This is a genomic window from Bradyrhizobium sp. SBR1B, assembly GCF_014198205.1.
Lineage (GTDB): Bacteria > Pseudomonadota > Alphaproteobacteria > Rhizobiales > Xanthobacteraceae > Bradyrhizobium.
In genome coordinates, this window is record NZ_JACIHC010000001.1 from 95,168 (window position 1) to 107,569 (window position 12,402).

Annotated in this window: 12 protein-coding genes; 6 read left to right on the forward strand and 6 right to left on the reverse strand. The window is 64.3% G+C overall.

What is annotated here, in order from left to right; all coding sequences use genetic code 11:
- Positions 1 to 10 precede the first annotated feature (10 nt).
- A complete protein-coding gene (locus GGD61_RS00525) occupies positions 11 to 322 on the forward strand; it encodes a response regulator transcription factor (protein WP_092260126.1) in 312 nt (103 codons plus the stop codon).
- A 1,199-nt stretch (positions 323 to 1,521) separates the two neighbouring features.
- A complete protein-coding gene (locus GGD61_RS00530) occupies positions 1,522 to 3,375 on the forward strand; it encodes an alkaline phosphatase family protein (protein ID WP_092260130.1) in 1,854 nt (617 codons plus the stop codon).
- Between the two features lie 39 nt (positions 3,376 to 3,414).
- Here GGD61_RS00530 and GGD61_RS00535 read toward each other — a convergent pair whose 3' ends face one another.
- A complete protein-coding gene (locus GGD61_RS00535) occupies positions 3,415 to 3,987 on the reverse strand; it encodes a hypothetical protein (RefSeq protein WP_177237282.1) in 573 nt (190 codons plus the stop codon).
- Positions 3,988 to 4,379: 392 nt separating this feature from the next.
- Between GGD61_RS00535 and GGD61_RS00540 the strand changes: the two genes are divergently transcribed.
- Positions 4,380 to 5,039 carry a peroxiredoxin gene (locus GGD61_RS00540; RefSeq protein ID WP_092260132.1) on the forward strand — a complete coding sequence of 220 codons (660 nt, stop codon included), beginning with the start codon at positions 4,380 to 4,382 and terminating at the stop codon, positions 5,037 to 5,039.
- Between the two features lie 123 nt (positions 5,040 to 5,162).
- On the opposite strand, the gene GGD61_RS00545 is transcribed toward GGD61_RS00540, so the two are convergent.
- Positions 5,163 to 6,887, reverse strand: coding sequence for a methyl-accepting chemotaxis protein (locus tag GGD61_RS00545; RefSeq protein WP_092260134.1), 1,725 nt, complete (start codon positions 6,885 to 6,887; stop codon positions 5,163 to 5,165).
- A 166-nt stretch (positions 6,888 to 7,053) separates the two neighbouring features.
- Here GGD61_RS00545 and GGD61_RS00550 point away from each other — a divergent pair, with 166 nt between their 5' ends.
- Both GGD61_RS00550 and GGD61_RS00555 read left to right on the forward strand, forming a co-directional pair.
- Entirely contained in the window at positions 7,054 to 8,445 is a 1,392-nt protein-coding gene (locus tag GGD61_RS00550; RefSeq protein WP_244550739.1) for a deoxyribodipyrimidine photo-lyase, read from the forward strand.
- A 66-nt stretch (positions 8,446 to 8,511) separates the two neighbouring features.
- On the forward strand, positions 8,512 to 8,829 hold the full coding sequence (locus tag GGD61_RS00555; protein ID WP_092260138.1) for a histone: 318 nt from the start codon (positions 8,512 to 8,514) through the stop codon (positions 8,827 to 8,829).
- Positions 8,830 to 8,888: 59 nt separating this feature from the next.
- Here the strand turns inward: GGD61_RS00555 and GGD61_RS00560 are convergent, their stop codons facing one another.
- From GGD61_RS00560 to GGD61_RS00570, 3 genes are all read right to left on the reverse strand, one after another.
- Positions 8,889 to 9,632 (reverse strand): hypothetical protein, encoded by a 744-nt coding sequence (locus GGD61_RS00560; RefSeq protein WP_177237283.1) that lies wholly within the window; start codon positions 9,630 to 9,632, stop codon positions 8,889 to 8,891.
- A 95-nt stretch (positions 9,633 to 9,727) separates the two neighbouring features.
- Positions 9,728 to 10,600 carry a DMT family transporter gene (locus GGD61_RS00565; protein WP_092260142.1) on the reverse strand — a complete coding sequence of 291 codons (873 nt, stop codon included), beginning with the start codon at positions 10,598 to 10,600 and terminating at the stop codon, positions 9,728 to 9,730.
- A 97-nt stretch (positions 10,601 to 10,697) separates the two neighbouring features.
- Complete coding sequence (locus GGD61_RS00570; protein WP_018322327.1) at positions 10,698 to 11,144, reverse strand: hypothetical protein; 447 nt, start codon at positions 11,142 to 11,144, stop codon at positions 10,698 to 10,700.
- Between the two features lie 302 nt (positions 11,145 to 11,446).
- Between GGD61_RS00570 and GGD61_RS00575 the strand changes: the two genes are divergently transcribed.
- Positions 11,447 to 11,710, forward strand: a complete 264-nt coding sequence (locus GGD61_RS00575) for a hypothetical protein (protein WP_018322326.1) — start codon at positions 11,447 to 11,449, stop codon at positions 11,708 to 11,710.
- Positions 11,711 to 11,740: 30 nt separating this feature from the next.
- On the opposite strand, the gene GGD61_RS00580 is transcribed toward GGD61_RS00575, so the two are convergent.
- Positions 11,741 to 12,202 (reverse strand): host attachment protein, encoded by a 462-nt coding sequence (locus GGD61_RS00580; protein ID WP_092260144.1) that lies wholly within the window; start codon positions 12,200 to 12,202, stop codon positions 11,741 to 11,743.
- Between the last annotated feature and the right edge of the window lie 200 nt (positions 12,203 to 12,402).

A 12,402-nucleotide genomic window follows, 5' to 3' on the forward strand; every position in this document is an offset into this window, starting at 1 on the left:
GCAGCCAGCCATGAGCCGAGATCCGCAGGACTCGATTACACCGACGCCGCGCGAGCGCGAGCTGATGATGTTGATCGCACGGGGGATGCAGAACAAGAATATCGCCTACGAGCTCAAGATCTCAGAGAATACGGTGCGGGCGCATATCGGCAACATCATGCGCAAATACCGGCTTTCGAACCGAACGCAGATCGCGATCGTGTTTACCCTGCACGCAGCGCCATCCTCGCTACGCCGCGATCTTGGCAGGGTCGACTGCCCTCCGACGGCGACAAAGCCCGCGCAAGCCCCTGCACCAAGGGTGCAGACCGCGACGGATTGAACGTCCCGGCCACAATCCATTGCGTTGCCCGACGGGCAAAACACGCGAGCCCTGGGTCAACGCGTTGTGGCAAAAATATTCCACTTTACCGAAATTCGGAAATCGCGTATGTGTCGCTGCATCCCGGCCCAACGAAGAGGGGCGTATCGCGATCGTCACGAACGCGGGCCGGGTGGCGGTGGACGTGGGTCACATCGGCGCTGAGGGTTTTGCAGGGCGGGCAACCGTGAGCAAGACCGTCGCGCACACGACCGGTGGGATCCGCGTACGGCAAAATCGTGTGGTCCTGGCGCCCGGGGTCTGTGCGCCAAGTCTTGCGGTGATGTGGCGGTCCAACCGGGCACGCGCATCAGTCATCCACAAGGCGACGGGGGCAATAGTGCAACGCTCCCCGGGGAGAGTACGACATAAGCCGTAAAGCCACTGCGCAGGGAAGGCCGGGATGCTCCGGTTGCCCTGTTATCCGCTATGCATGAAGCACACGCAATCTGCTCTTCGCATGGCGGTCGATGGAGCCAACCGGCTCCCGGCCTTCCCTGCGCCCTCTTTCAAATGAGGGTGAAGAGATGAAGCAAAGCTCGGGCGAGATCAGCCGCGAGGATGCGAAACTGCGCCGCGCTGTCTGCATGTCGAAAGCGAATAAGGAATGCTGCCACAAGCTCTATCCATCACCGTCACCCTGAGGTGCGCGCACTGCGACGCGGCAGCGACGCAGTGCAAGCCTCGAAGGGGCGACGGCCCGGCTGCACCAGCTCGGCCGTTTATCCTTCGAGGCTCCGCATGCGATGCGCTCGCATCGCACGCCTCGCACCTCAGGATGACGGGATGGATACTGTCAGTGGGGAGAGATTGTGGATGGCTTGACTTCGCGCTCCGGCGGACAAGCCGCTCGCAATGACGATGTTGATGCAGCTCTGCGCCAAACTCCGCTCTCGTGCCCCGGACGCTGCGCAGCGCCACTTCGGCGGTGCGCTGCAGAGCCGGGGCCCATGTGGCTGCGAACCGCGCGGCCCTCTGGGTCCCGGCTCTGCGCAGCAGCGTAAGAACGCTGCAGCGCGTCCGGGACACGAGACTGACAAGTCCCTCCCCCCAACCCCTCTTGCATCGGCGACAGGCCTTGTAACAAAACCGTCACGCAGCGAAACTAAACGAACCGGGGGCCGCGGGTTGCGGCCGAGCCGCCTCGCAGGGAGATTTCGATGCGCCGTTCACTGGTGTTGCTGTCCGCCGGACTGACAGTGCTATCCACCGGATTTGCGTCTGCCCAGAACAACACGCCCCGCAATCTGATCCTGTTCATTCCGGACGGTCTGCGCGCGCTGAAGGTCAACCCCGACACGGCGCCCGCCATGGCCGAAATCCGCGACAAGGGCGTCAATTTCAAGAATCCGCACTCGCTATTCCCGACCTTCACCATGGCCAACGGCTCGGCGATGTCGACCGGTCACTATCTCGGCGATACCGGGGTGTTTTCCAATACGATCTGGACCAACTACACGTCCGTCCCGGCCGGCGACACCGTGGTCCCCTTCATCGAGAACGACGCCGTGCTCGGTGACATCGACGAGCATTTTAAGGGCGACTACCTCAACGAGGAGACCATCCTGAAGCTCGCCCGCGACAAGGGCCTCAGCACCGCCGCGATCGGCAAGGTCGGCCCGACCTATCAGTTCGACCACACCGACAAGCCCGAGAAGGCCGGCCTGCATTCGGTCGTGTTCGACGACGCCACCGGCGGCAAGAACGGGGTCGCGCTGTCGGACGAGGTAAAGGAAGCTCTGACCAAGGCCGGCCTGCCCACCACCACGCCGCCGCGCGGTGACAATTCCAAGGCGGGCGATGCCAAGACGCCCGGCACGACCGTCGCCAACGTCGCGCAGCAGGCCTATTTCGCCGACGTCGCCACCAAGGTGGTGCTGCCGATGTTCAAGGCGCGCAACAAGCCGTTCGTGCTGGTGTTCTGGTCGCGCGACCCCGATGGCAGCCAGCACAATACCGGCGACAGCCTCAACCAGATCATGCCCGGCATCAACGGCCCGACGTCGATGGCCGGCATCAAGAATGCCGACACCAACCTCGCCCAGCTCCGCAAGGCGCTGGACGAGCTCGGGCTTACGGCCTCGACCAACATCATTGTCTCCGCCGACCACGGCTTCTCGACCATCTCCAAGGAAAGCAAGACCAGCCCCTCGGCCAAGGTCAGCTATGACGACACGCCGAAGGATTTCCTGCCGATGGGCTTCCTAGCGCTCGACCTCGCCAAGGCGCTCGACCTGCCGCTGTTCGATCCCAACGACAAGAACGCGAAGATCGAGGGCAACAAGCATCCCAAGGCCGGCAACGGCGTGCTCGGCAAGGATCCGGAAAAGCCCGACCTCGTCGTCGCCACCAATGGCGGCTCGGACCTCGTCTATCTCCCGAACAAGGACAAGAAGCTGGCGGCCAAGGCCATCAAGGCGCTGCTCGCGCAGGACTACGTGTCCGGCCTGTTCGTCGAGGACTCGCTCGGCCGCTTCCCCGGCACCCTGCCGCTGTCGAGCATCAATCTGCGCGGCAAGGCGGCGACGCCGACGCCGTCGATCGTCGTCAACTTCCGCTCCTATGCCAGCGATTGCGGCGAGGCGCCGACCAACTGCTCGGTGCAGGTCGCCGACACCGTGCTGCGCCAGGGCCAGGGCATGCATGGCAGCTTCAGCCGCGGCGACACCATGAACTTCATGGCGGCGATCGGCCCGGACTTCAAAGCCGGCTTCGTCGACGAGCTGCCGGTCAGCAATGCCGACGTCGGCATGACGGCCGCCCGGCTGATGGGCCTAAGCGCGACACAGAAAGGAGAGCTGGCCGGCCGCGTGATGTCGGAAGCCATGCCCAACGGCACCGTACCGAAGGCTTATGCCGGCACGATGAAGTCCAAGCCCGCGGAGGGCGGCCTGACCACCGTGCTGAACTTCCAGCGCGTCGGCAGCCAGCGCTATTTCGACGCCGCCGGCTTCCCGGGCCGCACGCTCGGCCTCGAGCCGGACGGCGGCAAACAAAAAACGGCGGGGAAATAACCCCGCCGTTCAAATGCTCCTCGTCAGAGGCGCGAAATCTTACATGCCGATGTCGAAAACGTTCGGCAATTGGCCCGCCAGGGGCAGCGCGGTGGCGCCGAGGAAGGTCGCCACCATCGCCATCAGGCGGCGGTTGTTGTGGCGCTTACCGCGCATCTGGCCGGCGATCCACTCCAGCATCTCGCTGTTGACCTTGGAGGCATAGGACGGGGCCCAGCTCTCGATCTCGGCATCGGCCGACAGCGCGACGCTGCGCGGCGGCACTTTCAGGCCCGAGGCGCTTGCAGCATAGTGTGCCACCGCCTTGGCGAGCAAATCATCGAAGCGGCCGCCATCGGTGCGTTCAGTCGCGGCCTCGTTGATCTCGAACAGGACCTCGGCCTCAGCGCGGCTGACCGGCTGGTCGTTGACGGCGGTGGCGGTGAGGATGCGCGTGCACCAGGCGGTGTCATCGGCATCAAGCGAGCGGGAGAAATGGACCCGGCCCTTGGTGGTCGGGCCTTCGCCCGTGATCACGCCGTCGCGCACGATGGAGAGTGCATGGGCCGCGGTATCGCGGCAGGACGGTTCAAGGGACGGCGACTCAGCAGAGTTAGGCGCAGCGGCAGACATAGTTCACTTCCAGATTTCTTCTGATCGGCCAGCATTTTCATGCCGGCGTAAAGGGGTGGTTAACGATTCGATACGGGGATCGCGACTTTTCTAGATGGTTGCCAATTGGTCGCTGTCAGGACCGTTTTGGTTCTAGACGCGCCGGGCGGGCGTGATGGAAGTCATAAAAGGCATTATCGGGGCGAGCGAGACCGTGTGACCCCGGGTGGAGCTGTTTCGCCGCAGGTGCGGGTGTAACAATAAGTTGCTAGAAAATCGGCCCTTCAAGGAAGGAATTCACATTTTACTTTAACCGGTTCAGTTGGCGTTCACTTGGCGTTGTAAGACCCCTATAATGAGGGGAACGGCCACAGACAAATTCTCCAGTATATTCAATGTGATGAGGTAGAACCATGACACTCCCGATCGGCACCACCGCACCCGACTTCGAAGCCGAGACCACCGAAGGGAAGATCAAGTTCCACGACTGGATCGGCAACAACTGGGCGCTCTTGTTCTCGCACCCCAAGGACTTCACGCCGGTTTGCACGACCGAGCTCGGCGCGCTCGCCAAGCTGAAGCCGGAATTCGACAAGCGCGGCGTCAAGCTGATGGGCCTCTCGGTCGATCCGGTCGACCGCCATGCCAAATGGTCGGAAGACATCAAGGAGACGCAAGGCGCGGCCCCGAACTATCCGATGATCGGCGACACCGATTACAACGTCTCGAAGCTCTACGGCATGCTGCCGGCCGCGATCTCAGGCGATCCCCTCACCCGCACCGCCGCCGACAACCAGACCGTCCGCAACGTCTTCATCGTCGGGCCGGACAAGAAGATCAAGCTGGTGCTGGTCTATCCGATGACGACGGGCCGGAACTTCCAGGAGATCCTGCGCGTGATCGACTCGCTGCAGCTTACCGCCAAGCATCGCGTCGCGACGCCGGCCGACTGGAACCAGGGCGAGGACGTGATCATCGCAGGCTCGGTCTCCAATGACGAGGCCAAGACGATCTACCCGCAGGGCTGGAAGGAGCCGAAGCCCTACATCCGCATCGTGCCGCAGCCGAAGTAACAACGAACTGTCATTCCGGGGCGGTGCGAAGCACCGAACTATGGTGCGCACTTGCGCACCTGAGGATCTCGAGATCCCGGGTCTGGTCCTTCGGACCATCCCGGGATGACGGTGCAGCCAGCGTCAGGCCGCCCGCACGCGGTCCAGAAAACCGTCGACCTCGGCCTTCAGATGCAGGCTCTCGCCGGACAGCGCCTGGGCCGAGGCGAACATCCGGCTCGAGGTCTCGCCGGTCTCGCTGGCGCCCTTGGCGGCGTGGCGGACATTGACGGCGACATCGGCCGTGCCCGAGACCGCGGCGCGAACGCTTGCCACGATGTTGTGGGTCGCGCTTTTCTGCTGCTCGACCGCCGCCGAGATCGAGCCGGCGATGCCGCTGATGCGCTCGATGGTCTGGCCGATCGCCTTGATGGCGGCGACCGATTCCTCGGTCGCAAGCTGCATGCTGGCGATCTGGTTCGAGATTTCGTCGGTCGCCTTGGCGGTCTGGCCGGCCAGCGTCTTGACCTCCTGGGCCACCACCGCGAAGCCGCGACCGGCATCGCCCGCGCGCGCGGCCTCGATGGTGGCGTTCAGCGCCAACAAATTGGTCTGCTCGGCGATCGAGGTGATCAGCTTGACGACATCGCCGATGCGGGCGCCCGCCTCGGAGAGCTGCGCGATGCGCTGATCGGTCGCCTCGGCCTGCTGCACCGCCTCGGCGGAAATCTGGTTGGACTCCTGCACGCGGCGGGTGATCTCGGAGATCGATTGAGACAGCTCGTCCGAGGCCGACGCCGCCGAACGCACGTGCTCGGAGGCGTTTTCGGACGCGCCTGCCGACTGCGCCGACAGGTCGGCCGTGGAGCGCGCGACATCGGTCAGCTGCCGCGCGGCGCGCTCGAACTCGCCTGACGACGCCAGCACCTTGTCGAGGATGCCGCCGACGCTGCCGCGGAACTCCTCGACGAAGCTGCGCAGGTCTGATTTGCGCTGCTCGGCCGCCGCAGCCGTGGCGGCCGCCTGCTCGCTGCGCATGCGCGCCCGCTCCAGCGAATTGCTCCTGAACACTGCGACGGTGCGGGCGATCTCGCCGATCTCGTCGGCGCGATCCTCGCATTCGATCGCAACGTCGCTCTGGCCGTTGGCAAGCGCGGTGAGCGAGTGCGTGACCGAGGTGAGCGGCCGGGTGATGCGGCGGACGACCAGCAGGGTCAGGACCAGCACCAGAAGCGCGGCGAGGCCCGCGGCCGCTGCCATGCTCTCGATCGCCTGGGCCAGCATGCTCTCGTACTGGATCATGGGGATGCCGACGTAGAGAATGCCGACGACCTTGCCGGCCGCGTCCGCGATCGGGAAATAGGCGGTCATGAACGATTTGCCGAACAGCGTGGCCGGCCCCTTATAGGCCTCGCCACGGCGCAGCGGCGCCTGCCCCGGATGATCGGCGGCAAGCTGGGTGCCGACGGCCCGGTCGCCGTTTTCCTTTTTCACATTGGTGGAACGTCGCACGAACTGCCCGCTCGCATCGTCGAACACGAACAGGGTCGCATTGCCGCCGACATAGGACACCGCGCGATCGACGATGGCGTGGTCCTTGAACTCGGGCATCTTGGGGATCTCGGCGCGCGCCACCGTGCCATCCTTCATCGTAATCTTGGCGGCCGGAACGGTCTCGGTAAAGGCCAGCGCCAGCGTACGGAGGTTGACCTCGATGTCGCGCAACGCGCGATCGTTGAAGGCGGATGTCAGCGACCAATAGCCGACGCCGACCACGAGCGCGGTGTTCACGCCGATCAGCAGCACGGCACATAGAACGGCCTTCGTGCCGAGCTTGAACTGCGGCAAGAACTTCAGAATCTTGGACATGAATGGAACAACCCCCGTAATTCCTGCATAATGGTGCAGTCGGCTTACGGCCGCATTAACGACAGTTCACACCGCCGCGCGCGGCATGGTTTCCAAATCGTAAACGAGGACGCCCCTGACCACGCCGAGCGCGCCTGTCATCGTCTGGTTTCGCGATGACCTTCGTCTGTCCGACCATCCCGCCCTCCATGCTGCCGCGACAACCGGTGCGCCGGTGGTCTGCCTCTATGTGCTCGACGACGCTGTCGGGCGCCCGCCGGGCAGCGCAGCACGCTGGTGGCTGGCGCAGTCGTTGCGGGCGCTTGGCGCCGAGATTGCCACGCGCGGCGGATCGCTGATCCTGCGCAGGGGACCGGCGGCCAAGGTCGTCGCAGAATTGGCCCGCGAAAGCGGTGCCCGCGCCGTCTACTGGAATGGAATTGCGCAGGCGCCGCATCAGGCGGTTGAGCGGCAGCTCGAAGCCGCACTGGCAAAGCTTGGCATCGACTCGCAAAGCTTCCCCGGCGATCTCCTCGTCCCACCCTCGGCGATCCGCAACAAGGAGGGCCGGGGCTTGCGCGTGTTCACGCCGTTCTGGCGGCGCGTGCTGTCGCTCGGCGATCCACCCAAGCCCTTGCCTGCGCCGAAGCAGCTGCGCCCTGGTCCAAAGATCGCCAGCGATCGGCTTGAAAGCTGGCAGCTCGAGCCGACCAGCCCGGATTGGGCGGGCGGCCTGCGCGAGACATGGACCCCGGGCGAAGCCTCCGCGCGGGCACGCCTGCGCGACTTCCTCAAGCACACCGCGCGCCGCTATGTCGGCGATCGCGACCGGCCGGATCGGGACGGCACCTCAAGCCTGTCACCGCATCTGCGCTTCGGCGAACTCAGCCCGCGCCAGGTCTGGCACGCGGCGCGCTTCGCCGCGGATGAAGATCCGGCGCTCGGGCCGGGCATCGACAAATTCCTGAGCGAGCTCGGCTGGCGCGAATTCTGCCGTCACCTGCTCCACGATCATCCGGACCTCGCGAGCGAAAACCTGCAGACGAACTTCGACGGCTTCCCCTGGAAACGCGATCCCAAGGCGCTCGCCGCCTGGCGGCGCGGCCGCACCGGCTATCCGATCGTCGATGCCGGTCTGCGCGAGCTCTGGCACACCGGGGTGATGCACAACCGGGTCCGGATGGTGGTGGCGTCGTTCCTGGTCAAGCACCTCTTGATCGACTGGCGCGAGGGCGAAGCCTGGTTCTGGGACACGCTGGTCGACGCGGATGCCGGCAGCAATCCCGCCAACTGGCAATGGGTCGCCGGCTGCGGCGCCGACGCGGCGCCCTATTTCCGCGTGTTCAATCCGCAGCTCCAGGGCGAGAAGTTCGATCCGGATGGAACCTACGTTCGGCGCTGGGTGCCGGAGTTGAAGGACATGCCGACCAAGCTGATCCACCGGCCCTGGCAGGCGACGCCAATCGAGCTTGCGAGCGCGGGCATCACGCTCGGCAAGACCTATCCGCAGCCGCTCGTCGATCATGCCAAGGGACGCGAGCGTGCGCTCGCCGCCTACGCAAAGATCCGCAAAGGTTGAGCGCTGCTTTGACACAATTTCGAAACCCGCTATCGTCATCACTCCAATCAAACCGCGGGGGACGCAATGGACGACGACAAGCCGATCACCGAACAGGCGATGGAGACGATCACCACAGCCGTGGAAGCGACCAAGGACGCGGCGGTCACCGCCGTCAAGAAGGTCAGGAAAGCCGCCAAGAAGGTCGCGAAGAAAGTAGCGCCGAAGAAGGCCTCCAAGAAGAAGGCCAAGAAAGCCTCGAAGAAGAGTTCGAAGAAGGCTGCAAAGAAGTCGTCGAAGAAGGCGGCCAAGAAAACTGCAAAGAAGGCCGCGAAGAAGACCGCCAAGACAACGGCCAAGAAAGCCACCAAGTCGAAAAAGAAGGCTCGGAAGGCCAAGCGCTGATCGGGGCGCTCGAGCAGGTCTCCGGGTGCGTGCGCGCCCGGAGACAAGCCCGGGATACCCTACCCCCGCGGCCTGGATGCGCGCCGGCCCGGGTGATGCTCTCCCTTCGGATCACGGAATTCGCTGCGATGACCGCGGCGGTCCTCGGCCTTGAAGCGCCGCCGCTTTTCCGGTGAGCCGAACTGCTTGATCAGCCGCCTGCCATTGACCTTCTTGATGACGTAGCCACCCTCGGTCATCGAGAATGGCGCCTTGAGCGATCCCATATGGTCGAATTTGGTGCCACGGGGATGCTCGAAGGGCTCGAACCAGGACGGATAGACGAAGTTCGACATCGGGAAGCCGTTGACGAGAAAAGAGTCCTCCTCCACGGCGTCGCAGACCTCATAGGCATATTGGGTGTGACGGGTCTTGTCGGCCCACAGATTGGCCATGGGATCCAGCACCATCTCGAACAGCTCGTGCGATGCCGCCAGGCTGACGGGCTCGTCGCCCAGCGCCTTGACGAAGATCTTCGAGATCGGCTGCCCCCGATGCGTCAGCTCGTGCCGTCCGAGGAAGTTCTTGTGGGTGGCGTCGTCAAAATAGACGAGCTGCCAGTCCGTCGGCTTCGGCTTGTGGGTGACGTCGAGATCGATGGGGTAGCCCCAGACGGGGAGGAAATGCTGGTCGTAGCATTTCTGGAGCGCGGCTGTGAGCTTGGCCATCATCCGGTCGCTCATCATCTCCTCCGCGTAGTTGATGCAGGCAATCCGGACCGGCATCAACGATCTGCCGAGCAGCGCGCGCCTCGCCTTCTTCATGAAAATCACCGTGTAATGTGAAGCTGAAATGCGTTCAGCCTAACATGAACCTGCCGCGCACGTCAGGGATGTATCCCGACGCCCGCTCCATCCGCCTAGAAGCGCCGGTTGACGACGAACACGGCGGCCGCGCACATCCCCATGCCGGCAATCGCCAGCGCGTCGAGCTTCTCGCCGAACAGCAGATAGGCCATCAGCGCGGTCACGGCGGGCACCAGATAGAACAGGCTCGCGACCGAGGTCGCCGCGGCGTGGCGGATCAGCCAGTACAACAGCCCGATCGATCCGATCGAGAGCGCCACCGCGAGCCAGCCGAGCGCGAGCACGAACTCCCGCGTCCAGTGCACCACGCGGTCTTCGAACAGGAAGGCCCCGATCGCGAAGAAGATGGTGACGGACACATATTGCACGAGATTGCCGGCGCGCCAGTCGATCTGGTTGCAGTAGCGGCGCTGGTAGAGCGTGCCGAGGGTGATGCTGATCAGGGAGACGACCGAGGCAAGCCAGCCAAGCCCGGCTTCACCGGTCATGGGACGGTTGTGCAGGATCAGCACCACGCCGCCGAGGCCGAGCACGAGCCCGGCCCATTGCACCGGCGTCACCTTCTCGCCGAGCCAGCGGTTGGCGATGGTCGAGGTCAGGATCGGCTGCAGGCCCGGAATCAGCGCGGAGAGCCCGGCGGGGATCGAATGCGCGATCGCGATCGCGGTGCCGCCGAGATAGAAACCGTGGACGAGAATGCCGGCGACTGCGCTATGCGCGATGCCGGTGCGATCAGGCCATTTCGGCCGCGCGATCGCCACGATCATCGCCATCAGGCCGACCACGATCGCCATGCGGATGGCGAGATAGGTCAAGGGATCGGCATTGTTGACGACGTATTTGGTGCCGATGAATCCGGTGCTCCAGAGCAGGACGAACAGGATCGGCGCGGCGCGGGCGGTCAGGGCTTCTTGATTATGATTCATTGCCGCCCTCATTGCCCCAGCGGGGGCTATGCGGCAATGCGAATTTCGTGCGGACGATGCTGCGCTGCGACGGACGATTGCGGCTCAGCTCAGCCGCTCACCATTCTTCCGGACAGGGGTCGATGATCTTCCAGAGCTCGACGCCGTTCTTGATCTTTTTCATGTCGGTGGTGAGCCCGCCATTGCGGCGGATCCAGTCCTTCACCTTGTCGGGGTAGTAAGACATCAGGTCGGACGTGCCCTCGGAGCTGGTGACCTTGATGCCGAAGGTGAAGGCCTTGTCGTAATAGGCCTGGTGGAAACCGAGGCTTGCCCGCGGCGTCACGCAGATCTTGTTCATCGGCACGATGCCGAGCACCAGCGTGCAGGCCGAGTTGCAGATGCCGTCGATGATGACGCGCTCGCCCTTCTCGCGGACGCGCTTGTACTTGGTCTTGTATTCCTCGACATAGCCGCCGTGGTCGCGGGTGATATGCAGCTCTGCCCGCGCCGGCGTGGCGGCGGCGATGGAGAGCAACAGCAGGCTCAGAAGCGTGATGCGCATGGCGGCGTGACGGCGAAAGCCTTCAGGAATGGACCGGCCTCGCAGGACCCGCGAAATGAGCCCCTAGGCCGGCAACAGGATTCTTAACCGAATAGTCTTTGGTCATACTTGTGTGGGGAATTCGTTAAGCATCCCGAAAAGGCCAAAAATGGGCAGCCTTCGGCCGCATGTCCGGCAATTCTGTCACACCCACCCGGGAATCTGAGGGATCAGCCCCGATTTCCGGGCGCCGGACGGGTGCCCTGGAGGTCCGAAGTGGCTATAGATGGCCGACCACTTCGCGCGGGTTCCGGAGAATCGAGATGAGCAAGTTGACGCTTGTAGCCGCGGTTGCTGCCCTGTCGGCCGCAATCCTAGCCCCTGGCCTCGCGGAGGCGCGGGGTCATCACCGGCACTACCGCCATTACGCCAATCCGCTGCCCTACCCGATCAGCTATCTGCACAATTACGGCCCCGGCATCACCCCCGGCACTTTCGCCTTTTACGACGGCCCGTCGACCAACCATTGCTACCAGAGCGCGGCCGCCTATGTCGGCCAGGACCGCCGCCGGCACCCCTGCTACTGAGGGGCGCTGGCGCGGCCTCTGCGGGCGCCTCTATTTGGCGGCGCCCGACAGCAGCAATTGCCTCTCGATCTCGTAGACCGGCAGCTTGACGAGGTCCTTGCCGACCTCGGCCCGCAGCGCCTTGCGCATAATGTCCGAATAATCGGCGCGGATCATCCCGAGCGCGCGCGGTGAGGCTACCATGGTCAGGGCCGTGGTCTCGCCAGAGCTGACAGCCGCATCGAGCCGGCCGGCAAGGCTGCGCAGGAAGGCGCGCTCGGCCTCATCGTGCCAATCGGTCTGCTCGGCCGAGCTGCGCACGCCGCCGGCAGCGGCATGCAGGCGGCCCGGCGCGTCGCTCCCTTGCGCGCTGGTCAGGGGATTGGGCTGCTCGTGCACCTCCCTGGTGTGAAGGTTCGGAAACATCTCGTCGCCGAGGTTTTCCAGAATGAGCGCCTTGCGCCCATCGCACACGACCAGCCAACCACCCTTGTCTAATCTCATCTTGTCCATTGCACAGCTCCAAGCAACCTGTGAGCCCGCCCTTCGAATTCGTCGAAGGCTGGCCACGCGACAAGACTACGAACGAAGCCCCGACGGCGAATTGCGCAGGATCAAGAGCCGCATCGATGTCCTGCGGGGCCATCGCAGCGCGGGCCGCAGCATTGGTCACTCGCGCGAACCTGGGATAGTCTGGCGGGGTCGAGGTCAGC